10 protein-coding genes are annotated in these 17,308 nt (G+C 46.1%); 4 read left to right on the top strand and 6 right to left on the bottom strand.

The window, feature by feature from the left end:
* Positions 1 to 142: 142 nt before the first annotated feature.
* From mltC to glpK, 3 genes are all read right to left on the bottom strand, one after another.
* A complete protein-coding gene (mltC, locus tag ACVA54_RS13275) occupies positions 143 to 1,258 on the bottom strand; it encodes a membrane-bound lytic murein transglycosylase MltC (RefSeq protein ID WP_446596133.1) in 1,116 nt (371 codons plus the stop codon).
* A 146-nt stretch (positions 1,259 to 1,404) separates the two neighbouring features.
* Positions 1,405 to 2,949 (bottom strand): glycerol-3-phosphate dehydrogenase, encoded by a 1,545-nt coding sequence (glpD, locus tag ACVA54_RS13270; RefSeq protein WP_119463482.1) that lies wholly within the window; start codon positions 2,947 to 2,949, stop codon positions 1,405 to 1,407.
* A 141-nt stretch (positions 2,950 to 3,090) separates the two neighbouring features.
* Entirely contained in the window at positions 3,091 to 4,611 is a 1,521-nt protein-coding gene (gene glpK, locus ACVA54_RS13265) for a glycerol kinase GlpK (RefSeq protein ID WP_099080237.1), read from the bottom strand.
* 349 nt (positions 4,612 to 4,960) lie between these two features.
* Here glpK and ACVA54_RS13260 point away from each other — a divergent pair, with 349 nt between their 5' ends.
* On the top strand, positions 4,961 to 6,094 hold the full coding sequence (locus ACVA54_RS13260) for a glycerate kinase family protein (protein WP_099080270.1): 1,134 nt from the start codon (positions 4,961 to 4,963) through the stop codon (positions 6,092 to 6,094).
* A 125-nt stretch (positions 6,095 to 6,219) separates the two neighbouring features.
* Here ACVA54_RS13260 and dapD read toward each other — a convergent pair whose 3' ends face one another.
* The 3 genes from dapD to ACVA54_RS13245 all read right to left on the bottom strand — a co-directional run bounded on the left by dapD (position 6,220) and on the right by ACVA54_RS13245 (position 8,836).
* The gene (dapD, locus tag ACVA54_RS13255) at positions 6,220 to 7,251 is read right to left on the bottom strand and encodes a 2,3,4,5-tetrahydropyridine-2,6-dicarboxylate N-succinyltransferase (protein ID WP_099080238.1); all 1,032 of its coding nucleotides are present in this window, start codon (positions 7,249 to 7,251) and stop codon (positions 6,220 to 6,222) included.
* A gap of 253 nt (positions 7,252 to 7,504) precedes the next feature.
* A complete protein-coding gene (locus ACVA54_RS13250) occupies positions 7,505 to 7,801 on the bottom strand; it encodes a YebG family protein (RefSeq protein WP_099080239.1) in 297 nt (98 codons plus the stop codon).
* Positions 7,802 to 7,918: 117 nt separating this feature from the next.
* The gene (locus tag ACVA54_RS13245) at positions 7,919 to 8,836 is read right to left on the bottom strand and encodes a LysR substrate-binding domain-containing protein (RefSeq protein ID WP_099080271.1); all 918 of its coding nucleotides are present in this window, start codon (positions 8,834 to 8,836) and stop codon (positions 7,919 to 7,921) included.
* A gap of 110 nt (positions 8,837 to 8,946) precedes the next feature.
* Between ACVA54_RS13245 and ACVA54_RS13240 the strand changes: the two genes are divergently transcribed.
* The 3 genes from ACVA54_RS13240 (at position 8,947) to recC (ending at position 17,030) form a co-directional block, all read left to right on the top strand.
* Positions 8,947 to 9,906, top strand: a complete 960-nt coding sequence (locus tag ACVA54_RS13240; RefSeq protein ID WP_446579915.1) for a TDT family transporter — start codon at positions 8,947 to 8,949, stop codon at positions 9,904 to 9,906.
* Between the two features lie 386 nt (positions 9,907 to 10,292).
* The gene (locus ACVA54_RS13235; protein WP_446619019.1) at positions 10,293 to 13,433 is read left to right on the top strand and encodes a DUF3427 domain-containing protein; all 3,141 of its coding nucleotides are present in this window, start codon (positions 10,293 to 10,295) and stop codon (positions 13,431 to 13,433) included.
* A gap of 108 nt (positions 13,434 to 13,541) precedes the next feature.
* Positions 13,542 to 17,030 carry an exodeoxyribonuclease V subunit gamma gene (gene recC / locus ACVA54_RS13230; protein WP_446649670.1) on the top strand — a complete coding sequence of 1,163 codons (3,489 nt, stop codon included), beginning with the start codon at positions 13,542 to 13,544 and terminating at the stop codon, positions 17,028 to 17,030.
* Positions 17,031 to 17,308: the final 278 nt, after the last annotated feature.

Raw genomic sequence — 17,308 nt, 5'->3', positions numbered from 1 at the left:
TTTTGATTGTGGTGAGTAAAATGAGCAGCGGATGTTATTAGCTTAAACCAGTATTGCACTAAGAGAAGGATTAGTTTGAGGGAAGGGTTTGAATTAGAAGTGTTAATATGCCCCAACATGATGACATGTAGGGCATACACTCTTAGATATTGCCTTCGCTAAAGTCTTTTTGGAAGTAGAGCACTTTTTGTAGATAGCGTCTTGCTTCTCCTTTCGGATGCTGTGTTGTTAGCGCATCATAAACTTGAGTTGGATTGAGACCGTTTAGTTCATTCATCGCGCGCTTTCGGTCATTGTCAAAGGTTGAAAGGACACCACCAGTACCACCGTTATAAGCCGAAATCATACTGAAATGCTTAGAGGTTGGGTGCTTCACATCGCGCAAGTAGCGGTTTTTCAAAATATAAAAATACGCGGCACCAGTATCGATGTTGTTAGCTGGATCAAATAGGTACTCTTTGGTTGGAATGCCAGGCTTGTTCTTCACCAAGTTAAACACATCAGCCCCTGCGGTTTTAGGGATCACTTGCATCAAACCGTATGCCCCTGCGTGGGATACCGCATAAGGGTTAAAGCTACTTTCCGTCTTAATCACCGCAAAGATGAGATCTTCTGATAAGCCATATCGCTTGGCGGCGTCGCGAACGAGTCCGGCGTACAGGTATTCACGTTGCTCTAAGTGATCTTTCACCATAGTGATTTCGACATAGTAGGCGTTGCCACGTTTGATGGTTTTTGTTTGCAGCTTTTTGTCGATAAGGTAATTGGCATAACGGTTAGCACGCCACTCCCACTCAATTGGCTTACCATCATGATCCAACACTTGGCCTAATAAGAACGGCTTTCCTCGCAGTACCGCCTCTTTATCACTGAACAATTCAGCATGCGCGGGGTCGGCAGGCATGAGTAGGGTTTGTACGATGGCTTTTTGCAGCTTCTCTGTTGGTTGGTATTGAGAAATTGTCGAAACATAAATCTTGCCGGCTTCAAAATCGATATGTGCGCGAGTGGTGTAGCCATCAAGGTATTTTACGTAGCGGTGTTTGCCTGCTTCAACGAATTCATCTTCTCCCCAGCGATCTTTGGCTTTATCAGTAATATAAGCCAATAGCTGTTTGATATTATCGGCATCGGATGAGGTCGGTGGTTTAACATAGGGCGGGATATAACCATCACACGCACACGGTGCTGCAGGCTCTTCAGGCGCGAGGGAACATCCGCCAAGCAATAGCAGGCTGAGTAAAAGAGATTTCTTCATCGGATACCGATTTGGGTTGTGAATGACGGGCAAGGCCCAAGTAAGAAAAATAATAAGTAAGAGTGCTAACGGTCTGAAATAAAAACTTTTTATTATGACGATAGATGATGGTGGTAGATGGGGGCTTGCCGCTCAATAACGCCCATTTAACTGACCTGTGAAAGGCGAATGACCCGCTGTTGCAACTTCTTCTGGAGGTATTGTGCCAACGCTTTTTTTTCATCTTTATTCAGGTAAAGGCCGAGTTTGGTACGGCGCCACAGAATGTCTTCTTCAGTGATTGCCATTTCTACGCCAATTAAATAGTCGATTTCTCGTTGGTATACGCCACCAGCCTGAGTGGAGAAAACACGGCCAAGTTCAGCTTCATTAGAAGTGCCTTCCAATAAATCCCAAGTATGCGTACCAAATTGGGTGACATATCGCAGGAGCAGCTCGATAGGAAGCCACGCGTGTTTAGCATGAATGTCTTGGGCTAATTGTTCACGACTGCCGTTGAAGTCACCACCTGGAAGCGCTTGGTTTGCTGTCGAGCCTTCGCCCATCTGTGGCAGAAACGGTGCGAGCTTTTTCATGGCAGCCTCGCCCAGTTTACGGTAAGTGGTCAGTTTGCCACCGAATACCGATAACAGTGGAGCATGGTTAGGTTTTGCATCAAGTTCTAAGGTGTAATCACGAGTGATTGCTTGGGGCGAGTCTGATTCATCATCACAGAGAGGGCGCACACCGCTGTATGTCCATACGATGTCTTCACGGTTGAGTTGGTGGACAAAGTGTTGGTTGACGATGTCGATGAGGTAGTCGATTTCATCATTAGAGATTGAGACGTCACGCGGTTCACCTGTGTATTCAACATCGGTGGTACCAATGATCGAGAACTTATCGAGATAAGGGATCATAAATACGATGCGATAGTCTTGGTTTTGCAGAATGTAGGCATGTGGTTCATCGTGAATCCGAGGAACCACAATGTGTGACCCTTTGATCAAACGGATGTTACGAGGAGAGGTTTGAGCTAACCCTTCATCAAAAAACTGTTTCACCCATGGTCCAGCTGCATTGACTAGCGCTTTCGATTTGCGCTCGAAGCGTTGTCCTGTGACGATATCATGAATCGTGACATGCCAAAGATCCCCTTTTCGGTGTGCTTTTTCCACTCGGCAGTAGTTACGCACCTCTGCATTGTTCTGTTTGGCTGCTAGCACATTGACAAGCACTAAACGGGCATCATCGACCCAGCAATCTGAGTATTCAAACCCTGTTCTTATTTCGGGTTTTAGTAAACCTGATTTAGCCAAATTAATGGTCTTGCAGCCAGGCAATGTGGTACGTTTTCCTAAGTGGTCGTAAAGAAATAAGCCACAGCGGATCATCCAAGCCGGACGTAAGAAGGGCCGATGAGGTAAACGGAATCGCATTGGTAGTGTAAGGTGTGGGGCTTTATGTAAGATCACTTCACGCTCAGCAAGCGCTTCCGATACCAAGCGAAATTCGTAGTGTTCAAGGTAACGTAATCCGCCGTGAATGAGTTTAGAGCTGGCAGAAGAGGTGGCAGAGGCAAAGTCGTTGGCCTCATACAAACCGACGCTTAAACCGCGCCCTGCCGCGTCAGAAGCAATCCCTGCACCGTTGATGCCCCCTCCAACTACAATGAGGTCAAACACACTGTCTTTAGAATGTAATGCCATCATATGCCGCTACCTTTCCGTGGTTTATTGTGCTTAACCTTATCAAGCTTATACTAACTTTAAATGATAGGTGGTCACGAAATCGACGGATTTTTAAGACCACGGCCTTGTTACGGGAGAAGTGGTCTTTGCTATTTATGTTTTTTATAAGTCTTCGTCGTCGTGCATTTCTGCCCACACTTGAACGCATTTCACCGCACGTTTCCAACCTTTGTAGCGACGCTGACGTTTTGCATCGTCCTGATTCGGCTCAAATTGACGATCGAGTTCCGCTTTGTTTTTGACTTCGTCAATGCTTCCCCAATAACCAACAGCGAGGCCGGCAAGATAAGCCGCGCCTAGTGCGGTAACTTCCGTGACTTTTGGACGCAGTACATCAGTGTCCAATACATCTGCCTGAAATTGCATCAAGAAGTTGTTTGCCACCGCGCCACCATCGACTCGTAAGCTCGCTAGCTTAATACCGGAGTCGGCTTGCATGGCATCCAGTACATCGCGAGTTTGGTAGGCGATGCTTTCTAAGGTGGCACGCACAATATGATTTGAGTTAACGCCACGAGTCAGGCCCACAATGGTGCCACGTGCATACGCATCCCAATAGGGAGCCCCAAGACCGGTAAATGCAGGCACGACGTACACACCGTGTGACGATTCAACCTGTGTCGCGACGTGCTCAGACTCTTTTGCGCTGTGGATCAGTTTTAATTCATCGCGTAGCCATTGTATCGAGGCCCCGCCCATAAACACTGCACCCTCAAGTGCGTATGTCGGTTCTCCTTGAGGGCCACAAGCAAGTGTGGTTAACAACCCATTATGAGAGGTAACTTTCTCCTGCCCGGTGTTCATGAGTAAGAAACAACCTGTACCGTATGTGTTTTTTGCTTGGCCTGCTTCGACACACATTTGACCAAATAGAGCCGCTTGTTGATCACCCGCAATGCCCGCTATTGGTATGTGAATGCCGTTTTGGCCGCCAATTTTCGTGTCGGCGTAAATTTCAGAGGAGCGTTTCACCTCTGGCATCATTGAGCGAGGAATGTCGAGTTCATGCAGTAGCTTTTCGTCCCAATCAAGCGTATTGATATTGAACAGCATCGTGCGAGACGCATTAGTGTAATCCGTGACGTGGGCCTGGCCTTGGGTCATTTTCCATACCAACCAAGTATCTACAGTGCCGAACAAGAGGTTACCTGCTTCTGCTTCTTCTTTGGCTCCTGGTACATTGTCTAGAATCCATTTTACTTTGGTTCCTGAGAAGTAAGGGTCAAGCACTAAACCCGTATTGTCTTGGATATAGCCCTCTAAACCTTTTGCTTTGAGCTCTTCACAGATAGATGCGGTTCGACGGCATTGCCATACAATGGCGTTGTAAACAGGTATGCCGGTTTCTTTGTTCCAGACAATAGTGGTTTCACGTTGGTTCGTGATGCCGATTGCGGCGACTTGATCACTACGGATACCCGTTTTCCCTAACGCCTCAATCAACGTGGCGCTTTGAGTCGCAAATATCTCCATTGGGTCATGCTCTACCCAACCAGCTTGCGGATAAATTTGTGCGAACTCGCGTTGGGAGATATTCACGATGTTTGCATCATGATCAAGAATGACAGCGCGAGAACTGGTGGTGCCTTGATCGAGAGCAATGATGTATTTTTGCTCAGTCATAGTTGTACCTAGTTGTTTTTGTTGTTTCTCCTTAGTTTATATCGCGAACTCTTTCACTGCATGTTTCATATTGAATCATGGGATAAAAATGAAAATTTCTTCACAAACAAGAGCTGGAGGGGCGCAGTCAGTCGCTTGGAAACAGAAGAAATACAGGACTATAGATCGTTTACTCCCAGAAGTGATGCACGATGAATGGTTTCATGTTGTTCCAAAATGAAAAACAATAATGCATGCTGTGGGAGCGTATGGCGAATCACTCGATCCGTGGTTAGTGGCGGTACCGTCAGCTTTGTTGATATAGGATGATAATGGGTCAGAGGTGTCTGACCCTTTTGAAGGTGAAACTATGAAAGTGATAATCGCCCCAGACTCTTTTAAAGAGTGTTTGTCTGCGAAAGAAGTCGCCAACGTGATTGCTGAAGGGATCATGGCCGAAATACCAGATGCGGAGTGCGTTTGTGTGCCGGTAGCCGATGGCGGTGAGGGGACGATGGAGGCATTGGTTGATGCAACCCATGGTCGAGTGATCCCCGTTACGGTGACAGGTCCGCTTGGTGAGCAAGTTAATGCGCAGTTTGGTCTCTTGGGCGATCAGCAAACCGCAGTGGTAGAAATGGCGTCAGCGTCAGGGATCGAGCTTGTTTCTCCTCAAGAGCGAGACCCATTGAAAGCAACAAGCTATGGAACGGGCGAGCTGATCAAGCGCGCGCTCGAAGAAAACATCAGCAAAATCATCGTTGCCATCGGTGGAAGTGCGACAAACGATGGTGGTGCCGGCATGCTTCAGGCGCTTGGTGTAAGGTTTACCCGAGAGGATGGTAGTGAGATTGGTTTCGGTGGCGGGGAACTTGGTGATATTGCACGCATCGATATTTCAAATCTCGATCCTCGATTGCAACACGTTGAAGTATTAACCGCTTGTGATGTTGATAATCCCTTGACTGGGGAGCGTGGCGCCTCGGTCGTATTTGGTCCGCAAAAAGGGGCGACGCCAGAAATGGTCAAGAGGCTAGATGCAAACCTGCACCACTATGCGAATTGTGTCAAAGCCGCGACGGATTGCGATATTGAGTTTGAAAAAGGCGCAGGTGCGGCAGGGGGAATGGGGGCGGCTTTGCTGGCGTTTCTTGATGCGACGCTGATGCCTGGGATTGATATTGTCTTGAATACCGTGGAGTTTGAGAAAACGCTAGTGGGTGCCGATCTTGTTATTACAGGGGAGGGGCGTATTGATAGTCAAACCATTCATGGTAAAACCCCAGTTGGCGTTTCTCGAGTAGCGCAAAAGTACGATATCAAAACGATTGCATTGGCAGGCAGCGTTGGCGATGGCGTTGAAGTTCTAAAGAGTGCCGGCATTATCGCTTGTTTTTCGGTGGTGTCTTCACCGTGTGAGTTGAAAGATGCGATCGCACAGGGACGAGAGAATCTATTGAAAACAGCCAAACAACTTGCGAGTGTGATTGCTCACTTTAACTGATCCCAGCGATAGTCGTGCGTACTTGTCGACTTTCTGGCTCATTGCGTGGTTGAGTGATATTGGAAAAACAAAAATCCCCTCGACTCATTGAGCCGAGGGGATTTTAAAGAGAGATTAATTAGCGCTTAGTTGTTTTTGTGTAGCTCTGCATTCAGTTCAACCGCGCTCTTGTTTGCAAGACACTCGATTTGGCCAGTCACAGAGTTACGACGGAACAGTAGGTCAGAAACACCAGCAAGATCACGCGCCTTCGCGATTTCGACTTCTTTACCTTCAGAGTCTAGCATGCGTACTTTAGAGCCAGCGGTTACGTACAGTCCTGATTCGATGGTACAACGATCGCCCATTGGGAAGCCAAGACCTGCGTTTGCGCCTAGTAGTGAGTTTTCACCGATAGAAACCACCACTTTACCGCCGCCAGATAGCGTACCCATGATAGATGCGCCGCCACCGATGTCAGAACCGTTACCAACCACTACACCAGCAGAGATACGGCCTTCAACCATGCTCACGCCAGTGGTACCTGCGTTGAAGTTGATGAAACCTTCGTGCATTACCGTTGTGCCTTCGCCAACGTGTGCGCCAAGACGTACGCGAGAAGTGTCAGCGATACGAACGCCCGTTGGTACCACGTAGTCGACCATTTTAGGGAACTTGTCGACACAATCGACGCTTAGTGCACGACCCGCTAAGCGAGCTTCAATTTGACGCTCTGCCAGTTCAGGTAGGTCGATTGGGCCTTCGTTTGTCCATGCGATGTTGTGCAGTAGACCGAAGATGCCGTCTAGTACCGTGCCGTGTGGTTTAACGAGACGGTTAGAGATAAGTTGCAGTTTTAGGAAGCCTTCAGCAACGCTTTGTGGCTGCTCGTCAGTTGCAAGGATAACCAGTACAAGTGGTTGTGCTGATTCTGCTGCTTTTGCTGCGAAAGATGCGTTTGCAGTATCGCCGTTTGCTTCAAATGCTACTGCCAGTTCTGCGCTTTGTGCTGCAGAGATCTCGATAGCTTGGTTGCCTTGCTCGTAACCTGCAACTGTCGCTAGTGCGTTCACTAGCTCTTCGCTTGGGTTAAGAACTGGGTTTGGGAAAAACGCTTCGATAATTTTGCCGTCGCGGTTTTTAGTTGCCGTACCAAAGGCTAAAGAAAAGAAAGCCATAGTTGATCTCCATGTGTTGAGTCTTGTATCTCGTCTGTTCACTGACAAGAAATAATTAAGTTGTCACTCATCATAAAGAGAGTCCTGGAGAGTTTAAAGAGGGGAAATGGAGAAAGTCTGTAGATGAATACGTTTTGTCTTTTTGAAGATATATTTGTCTGATGAGAAATGTGTCGCAAAAGCCTATCGACTCAGCTTGTCCATACAAAAAACGCCACATTATGCGGCGTTTTTTTAAACAAGAGGAAAGTATTTATGCTGCGTCTTCTTGCTTCTCTTCTTCAACAGCAGCAAGCTTCTTCGCTTTTTTAGGGGCAGGTCTACGTTTTGCCCCTAGTGCATAAAGCACTTCTTCTTTGTTTTGCGCAAGGAACATCGCAAGATCTTCTTGCTTACCTTCGTCTTCTAGAAGGTCACTTTTACCGAGCAGTCCGAACAGTTCGTCTGCCATATCCAGCATTTTGTCATATGCATCAGCGTCCGCTTTAGAGGTAAAAGTCATTTTCTCTTCTCCATTGCGTTCTACCACGTACTTGACGATTACAGCCATGGTTGGTCCTCTAATTTAATGAGTTTATACTGGCTTTTTATACAGTTTTTAACCAATTAAGTCTAGCGGCAGGCCTAAGAATGAGAGCCGTGTACAACTAAGTGACCAGCATTTGAACTATTCACCTTTAAGGTGCGGATTCTCTCGGCGCTCCCAATCTTGGCAAAACTCAATAAACGAGCGTAGAAGTGGGTTTTGATACTTCTCTTTGTGGATCAAAAGCCAGAAACGGCGCTGCATATCCAATGGGATTTCCACCTGTTTCACTCGACCGTCTCGAATAGCTGGCTCAGCCGATAAGCGTGATAAACAGCCTAACCCTAGCCCTGCAGAAACTGAGTTGATCAGCGCTTCGGTTGTATTAAGCTGGAAAGCCTCATGCCAGTGCTCTATGCGTGGTGCAATCACGCGTGTGAAAAATTCACGAGAACCAGACCCCTCTTCACGCAAAATCCACTCGCTATTTTCTAGCTCACTCAGACGTGTTAATCCTTCGTGACCAAAAGAAGAATCGGGTGCACATATCACGCACATTTCATCTTGGCTGAATGACGTTGATTGGAGATCTGGATGCCGTGTTTTACCTTCAATTAGCGCGATGTCGAGTTCGTAGTCAATTAACATGTCACAGATTTGCGCAGAATTTGAAATGAATAGACTTTGTGATACATGCCCTGTGTGGCGACGGAAATCACTCAGCAGATAAGGGGCGACTTGATTGCCGAGGGTGTCACTGGCCCCGATGCGTAGTTGTCCAGATAACGTTGGGTCACCGTCAAAGATACTTTCGATATCATTGGCGCGGTTGAGCAACTCATCCGCCAGTGGTAGAAGCTTGAGCCCTTCTTGGTTGAGAATTAAGCGGTTGTTTACGCGATCAAAGAGATGATGACCAATCTGTTTTTCTAGTTCAGATAACGCCATACTTACTGCTGCTTTCGAAAGAAATAAGCTTTCGGACGCGGCGGTTAACGTTTTGTGTTGCGTGATGCTGGTGAAAACTTTTAACTGTTTAAGAGAAATATGATTAGCCATATTCGCGCGTTTAGTAAAATTGAACATCTGTTCTAAATAATTAGATATATTGGAACGAAGTGCAAGTGTAAGATGCGTTTCAGAGAAAGCTAGCCTGATTTGAGGTTGTCATGATTAAAAGAACAAAAGCAAAAGTAATGGGCGCACCAACCCCAATGGCGGGATTAGCGCTTGGCATTGCAAGCTTAGGCTGGAGTTGGGAAAACTTCGCTGAATTATATGGCTATGGACAGTGGATTAGCGCAGGCATTGCGAGTGTGCTTTTAATTATCTTAGCGGTTAAGTTTTTTTTCCATAATCATTTGCTAAGACAAGATCTTGCACACCCAGTGGTGGGCAGCGTCGTGCCAACCTTCGCGATGGCTACTATGGTGGTATCGAATTCACTTGGGCACTTTTTTCCTATCGCAGGGAATGCCTTATGGTTATTCGCGGTTGGATTGCACGTTGTGTTCTTAGTGACATTTATTTATCACCGAGCGAAAGACTTTGAACTTCACCATATGGTGCCAAGTTGGTTTGTGCCACCTGTCGGTATTATCGTGGCAGATGTCTCGTTTTCTGGTAACCCAACGTTGGCGCCAATTGCGTATGGTGCCTTGATGTTCGGTATGGTGGCTTACGCGGTCATGCTCCCTATTATGATTTACCGTTTCATGTTTACCCATGAAATCCCAGATGCAGCAAAACCAACCATGGCGATTTTAGCCGCGCCAGCAAGCCTTTCGTTGGCTGGGTATCTCAACGTAACGAGCGATCCATCGCCGGTTATTATTGCTTTGCTTTTTGGTATTGCAGTATTAATGACATCCATCATCTATTTAGCATTCTTTAAATTACTAAGACTGCCATTTAGTCCAGGTTATGCTGCGTTTACTTTCCCAATGGTGATTGGCGCAACAGCACTATTTAAAGTCGCGCATTGGATGGAAGCGCAAGGTCTTGCGACACACTATGTCAATCAGGTACGTGGTTTAGCCACGGTTGAGTTAATCGTCGCTACCGTCGTAGTGGTGTATGTCTCGATTCAGTATGCGCGTAACTTACTAATGCAACCAAAAGCAAATTAGTTTTTTGTCACATTGACATGAATGTTTCGGCCTCTTGATCCTTTGATCAAGAGGCTTTTTTGTGTAAGGACGAAGGGCCTAACAGTCCCCTGAAACGGAACAATCGAAGGATAACCTTGAGCTTATTATAAGAGCCCGAATTCTGACAAATATAGCCGGTATAGACTGAACGAATATCAGATTTACAACGCTTTTAATTGCGGTCTCCACCGTGCTAACATCAAATGTTTTTTTGAGTTCTGGTAGGAACTACTTAAATCATACAAGGCTTGTTTGTTGGGCTGTTATCTTCGGGGGCTCATAGCCTTCCCTATCTGGACTAGCTGAGACATGGCAATATCAATCAATGTTACTGTTAATTCAGCCATTGGAGTAAAAGAGACAGTATGCAACAAGTCGGAATTTATGAGCAACTTATAACTCAACTTATCGAGAGTCGAATTGACCGTGAACGATTCTACGTAGGTGAACGTGAACTTAATAGCAGCGAAGCATCAACGTGGTTATCTCGATTCCTATCACATATTTTTGAATACGCCATAGAGTCAGTACCCGCCAGCGATGATCGCCTACAACAGCAAATTGCTTTATCCAACCAATTGTTACTCTGGCTAAAAGTACACATTCAAGATTCGGATTTTATCGAAGACAACTTACTTGCTAGTCAAGGCACAATTCTGACCGCGCTATACGAATTAGAAAATCCTGTCTCAGCTGATTTAAAAAAATATATTAACGACATTTTTCCTTTAACCGGGCTAAGCCAAAGTGAGTTGTTTTGTGGCAGCAATGCAGGATTGTCACTTGAATCTGAATTGAAAAGAGAGATTTTGTCTGCGGATAAAATCTACTGGCTAGTGTCATTTATTAAGTGGGCAGGGATACGAATTTTTCGTAAAGAGTTAGAAGCATTCACGTCTAGCGGCCGCGAGTTAAAAGTTATTACCACGTCTTATATGGGAGCAACTGATGCTAAAGCGGTTGAGTATTTAGCGAGTTTACCCAATACCGAAGTGAAGCTGAGTTATAACACTGAGCGAGAGCGTTTACACGCCAAGAGCTATTTGTTCTTGCGTAATACTGGCTATCACACCGGTTATATCGGATCGTCCAATCTTTCCCATTCAGCATTAACCAATGGTTTAGAGTGGAATTTAAAAATTACCTCGCAAGAAATCCCACATATCATCAATAAGTCATTAAGTACTTTTGAAACCTATTGGGCATCCAACGAATTCGAACACTTTAGTGGGGATGCAGGGAGCAGCGAGAAACTCAAAAAAGCCTTGAGTCAGCAACGGGGCGATTACGAAACCAGCTCAACCCATTTTTTTGATATTTCGCCATTTCCGCACCAGAGTGACATATTGGAGCAGCTAACTGTTGAGCGCAGTGTACACCAGCGATTTCGTAATTTAGTTGTTGCGGCAACCGGTACTGGCAAAACCCTGATCTCAGCCTTTGATTTTGCGCGCTTTGTTAAAGAGAAATCGCAAGCTAAGTTTCTATTTGTCGCGCACCGCGAAGAGATTTTAAAGCAAGCTAGGGCTGCGTATCGTGGCGTTTTGCGTAGTGGCACTTTTGGTGAACTTTGGGTTGGTGGGCACACGCCAGAGCACTATCGACAATTGTTTGTTTCTATCCAAACCCTGAACAATCAGTTGGATCAGCTTAACCTAACCGCTGACTATTATGACTACATCGTGATTGATGAGGTGCACCATATAGCAGCAACTAGCTATCGCACATTGTTGGAACATTTTTCTCCTACGATATTACTCGGCCTTACGGCAACACCTGAACGTCATGACGGAGGGGATATACTAGCGGATTTCGGTGGTGTGATCGCCGCTGAGATCCGTTTGCCGGAAGCGATTAATCGGCGTCACCTTTGTCCATTTCAGTATTTTGGTATTGATGATGATACCGACCTTCGCAACATTGCATGGAGTCGTGGGCGTTACGATATCGCTCAGTTGACCAATCTTTATACCTACAACCAAGTCCGTTTTGACAAGATCTTGCTGAGTATGCAGGAGATCATCACCGATATGGGAAAAATGAAAGCATTGGCTTTTTGTGTGAGCAAAGAACATGCACTGTACATGACACAACAGCTTCTATTAAAAGGCATTAAAGCAGATGTGTTGACCAGCAATAACTCGCATGAGAGGCAACAAAAGCAGCAGGCGATTCGATCTGGCCATATAAACGTGCTTTGTGTGGTCGATATCTTCAACGAAGGTGTCGATATTCCTGAAGTGGATACGTTATTGTTTTTGCGCCCGACAGAAAGCCTCACGATTTTCTTACAACAGCTTGGCCGAGGTTTGCGTTTAGCTGACGGAAAGGAATGCTGCACTGTATTAGATTTTGTTGGTAACTCACGACCTGAATATGACTTTGCTAATAAATTTAGAGCCATAGTGGGAAAAAGCCACCGAGCGATTAGTGACGAGATTAAACAAGGATTTCCTCACGCGCCACTTGGTTGTCGCATTGAGTTGAGTAAGCGCACGCAAGAAATGGTACTGAGTAATATTCGTCAAGCTTCATTAACGTTGAAACGCTTAGTAGCGATGATCCGCCAGTATCCTCAACATTCTACACTGCCGTTAACGCTGTCGAACTTCTTAACCATAAATCCGTATATCGACTTAAATGAACTCTATAAGCGGGGGAGTTGGTCGCAGCTTATTCAGCAAGCCCGAGATGAAATCAACGAAAATAATCCAGATGCAAAACTGCTGAACATGCTTAAAAAGGCCATTCATAATCGAATATTGACCTGTGATGATCATGCCTATTTAAGTTTCTTAAAACAGCTTTGCCATGACAACTTTGCCATAGAGGATCCGAGTCATCGTCATGCTTTGATGTGTCATTACGATTTTTGGCAAAAAACGGGGCCTGAATGTGGATTCGATTCCATTGAACAAAGCTTAGCGAAACTGAATACTTGCAACTTAAAAGCAGAACTATTGGACGTTGTTAGTTGGCAACTCGCACAAACCAAGCATGAACAACCAAGAATGCAGGCTTTGCCTAAGGTCTCATTAAAGCTACATGCACGTTATGCGCGTGAACAAATATTGGTGGCATTTGGTGCGACAACTTTTGAGCGTCAGCCTCCTGCACGCGAAGGTGTGTTTGTGCTAAAAGATCAGAATATTGAACTGATGTTTGTCACTTTAGACAAAAATGAAAAGCAATTTTCCCCAACCACTATGTATCACGATTATGCAATCAACGAACATCTCTTTCACTGGCAGTCACAAAATAGCGCCAGGCCCGACAAGGGTCGTGGTTTGGAATACATACAACATCAAAAAATTGGTAAGCGTCTTTTTTTATTTGTGCGTGAAAAAACCAAAGATGAATACGGTCGTACGATGGGCTTTGTTAATTACGGTGAAGTAGACTATGTATCGCATACAGGTTCACAGCCGATGAGTATTACTTGGCAATTAAAAGAGGCAATGCCGCATTTTATGTGGCAACAAGCGGCCAAGTTAGCTGTTGGATAAGAGGTAATATAACCTGAACCATAAAAAGGTTTAAGTTCTGCTTGTGGTTAAATTATTTAGGTCAATATACTTGACCTATGTGTTTTTGTTGTATCAAGGATTGTCACTTTGTTTACTGTCTATCACTCCAATCAGGTCGATGTTCTCAAATCACTTCTTGTTGAACTGATTCGCATCAATCCATTAGAAAATCCATTCGAAAAAGAGCAGATCTTGGTACAGAGCCCAGGTATGTCTCAATGGTTGAAAATGGCATTAGCGAAAGAGTTCGGTGTTGCCGCCAATTTGGAGTTTCCGCTGCCAGCGACCTTCATTTGGGAGATGTTTACTCAAGTTTTGCCAGACGTGCCGAAACGAAGTGCGTTTAACAAAGAGGCAATGACGTGGAAGTTGATGCATCTATTACCGGGTTTGCTAGGGGAGGAACCTTTTGCTCCGCTGGCGAGCTACTTACGAGACGACAGTGACCACTCCAAGTTGTATCAATTGGCAGAGAAAATCGCCGATATTTTCGATGGCTACTTGGTGTACCGACCAGAATGGATAGCGAGTTGGGAAGCTGGGCAAACGGTACCTGAATTAGAAAACGAACACCCGTGGCAGCCGATTTTATGGCAAGCGCTGTACGATCACACCGTCACTCTGGGGCAATCGCCTTATCATCGTGCTAACTTGTATGAGCACTTCATTGATACGTTAGAAAACTTCAACGGTAGTTTTGACCACCTGCCGAAGCGTCTGTTTGTGTTTGGTATTTCTTCACTGCCACCGCGTTATATGGATGCGCTTAAAGCCATCGGCGAACATATTGATGTCCATTTGATGTTCACAAATCCTTGCCGTTACTACTGGGGGGAAGTGCGTGACCGTAAATTCCTTGCACGTTTGGCGGCGAAGCACCGTCAGCACGTGGTGTGGCAGGAAGATCATTCTGAAGTGCAAGGTGAAAGTGAGCAACTCAAAGGTTCGCTTGAAGATAACGTGATAGATGAACTGCACACTGATGTGGTGGGGAACAGTTTATTAGCTTCGATGGGGAAACTGGGACGTGACAACATGTATCTGTTGTCGCAACTCGAATCCCATGAAATTGAGGCTTTTGTTGAGATCGAACGCGACAGTCTGCTCCATCAACTGCAAGCGGATATTCTTAATCTAGAAGAGCATCAAGACGACCAAAAAATCGATAGTAGCAGCCACAAACAAGTGGTGAGCTTGGGTGACAAGTCTCTGAGCTTGCACTCTTGCCACAGTCCGATGCGAGAAGTCGAAGTGCTACACGACCAGTTATTGGCGATGTTTGACGCTGATCCAAACCTAAAGCCGCGTGATATCATCGTGATGGTGGCGGACATCAATGCTTACAGCCCTGCGATTCAAGCCGTATTTGGCAATGCGCCGGGTGAGCGATTTATTCCGTATTCGATTTCTGACCGAACCGCTGACCAAGAAAGCCCAATCTTGGCGGCCTTCATGCAACTGGTTAATTTACCGAATACGCGCTGCTTGGCTTCCGAACTATTAGAGTTGCTGGAAACGCCAGCCATTTTGAAACGTTTTGACTTAAGTGAAGACGACTTCCTACAAGCGAAACAATGGGTGGAAGAATCGGGTATTCGCTGGGGACTCGATGCCAACACGGGCAGCGAATTTGAACTGCCTGAAACGCGTCAAAACACGTGGCAGTTTGGTATTCAACGCATGCTACTGGGTTATGCGATGCCGGAATCGGCGGGCTTATTTGAAGCGCAAGAAGGCAGTTTATCGCCATACAATGAAGTGCAAGGTATGGGGGCTGAGCTCGCTGGCAAACTGGCGCACTTTATCCAACAAATCAGTCAATATCGCCGCAAACTGTCGCATGTTCAGTCGATTGATGCTTGGCGTGAAACCTTGATCGCAATGCTGGATGACTTCTTCTCAGTGGAGTTAGAAGGCGAAATGGCATTGAAGTCGATTCGCGATACCTTAAGCCAGCTAAAAGAACAGCTTGCTGATGCCGCTTTTAATGACGCTTTGTCACCATCCATCATTAACCAATACCTGAAAAATAAACTGTCTGGCACCCGTGTTAGCCAGCGTTTCCTCGCTGGCCAAGTGAACTTCTGTACCCTGATGCCAATGCGCTCGATTCCATTTCGAGCGGTGTGTTTATTAGGCATGAATGATGGCGTATACCCGCGTTCTATGCCGCCAGAAGGTTTTGATTTAATGACGGGGCGAACCAAGCCAGGCGATCGTTCACGCCGAGACGATGACCGTTATCTGTTCCTCGAAGCAATGCTTTCTGCTCAGCAAACACTGTACATCAGTTACGTAGGGCGTTCGATTCAAGACAACACGGAACGAGTGCCATCGGTACTGGTTTCTGAGTTAATGGAGTACTGTCAGCAGAATTACTGTTTGGCAGGCGATGAAAATCAGCCCGTTGATGAGTCCGGCGATAAGCTGTTAAAAGAGTTAGTGAATGTGCATGCTATGGTGCCGTTTAGCCCAAATGCATTTCAAGGTTCTCACTCAAGCTATGCCAAAGAGTGGATTCCTGCGGCATTGACCCAAAGCAGTCAATCGCAAGGTCATGCGCGCCGTGAGTTTAACCGTGCATTGGATGATTACTTGCTGGGCGCGACATTTCCCATCGAATTGGATTTGGTCGAGCTTCAACGTTTCTGGCGTTTGCCGGTTCAGTATTTCTTTAATCGTCGTTTGAAAGTGATGTTTGAGCCGCCTTTACCAGTGATGGAAGACGATGAACCGTTTGTATTAGGCGGGTTAGAAAGTTATCAGATGCGCGGTGAACTGCTGACAACCCTGCTCGAAACCGCGCTTACTCAACCTGCGGCCAAAGCGGATGTGCTGAAGCATTTTATGAGTGAGCAACGTGCTCAGGGCAAATTGCCAGTAGGAGCGTTTGGTGATATCGAGTTTGAAACCAACCGCGTGCAAGCGGAAGAGCTGGTGGATAAGTTGGCGTTTCTCTCTGGCGCGCCACAAGACGATTTAGAGATCGACCTTATCTTTGATGCGCTTTTTGATGAAAGTAGGGGGGAGGGTAAGAATATCCGCCTAACAGGTTGGCTCACTCAATGCTATCAGTCCGGTTTGATTCGTTATCGAAGCGGGAAAATTCGTGCGCAAGATTACCTTGCGGCGTGGATTGATCACCTCGCGATGTCGGCTTCTGGCCATGTGAAGAAGACTCATATTATTGGTTACGACCGCAAGGAAGGTGCAGTTCATCTGATCTTCCCTGAAATGGCGGACGCTGCGCAAGCGAAACAACGTCTTGCCGAATTGGTGCGTTTGTTTTTTGAAGGCATGACCAAGCCATTACCATACTTCCCGAAAACAGCACTGGCGTGTGTTGAAGCGGGCTTTAGTCGTGGCCATTGGGCGGACGATGAAGAGAAGTCACTCAAGAAAATGGCGGACGCTTTCAATGACAGCTACCTGAGCCCAGGTGAAGGCAATAACGCGTACATCTCGCGTATTTGGCCTGCTTGGAACGATGAACTCGCAGCCGAAGTTCGCATGTTGACGGCGTTGGTTTTGCAAGGTGCAAGATTGGCGACAAAAGATGCTTCAGATGATAACTAAGTTGGAATGCTTGGGGATGGGAAAGAGTAGAGTGGCCGCCAGAAAATCATTATTTTGTGTAGGGCGTTCGCTGTACGGCCACAAGGTCAGAGGGACCATGATTCTTTTGAGTATCACCGCCAGAAAGGCTTGGCTTATCTCGTGAGGCGAATATTAACGGTACTCCATCATGATAACCGTGAGTGAGATCGCACAAAAGTCTAAATATTCCAAACTGTTAGACATATAAATAGAAAAATTAACGATAGATCACAATATAGGACGAGTTGATCTTTAGA

This window comes from Vibrio sp. PNB23_22_6 (genome assembly GCF_052877535.1).
The sequence above is the reverse complement of the archived record's forward strand: the minus strand, read 5'-3'. Positions and strand labels throughout refer to the sequence as shown.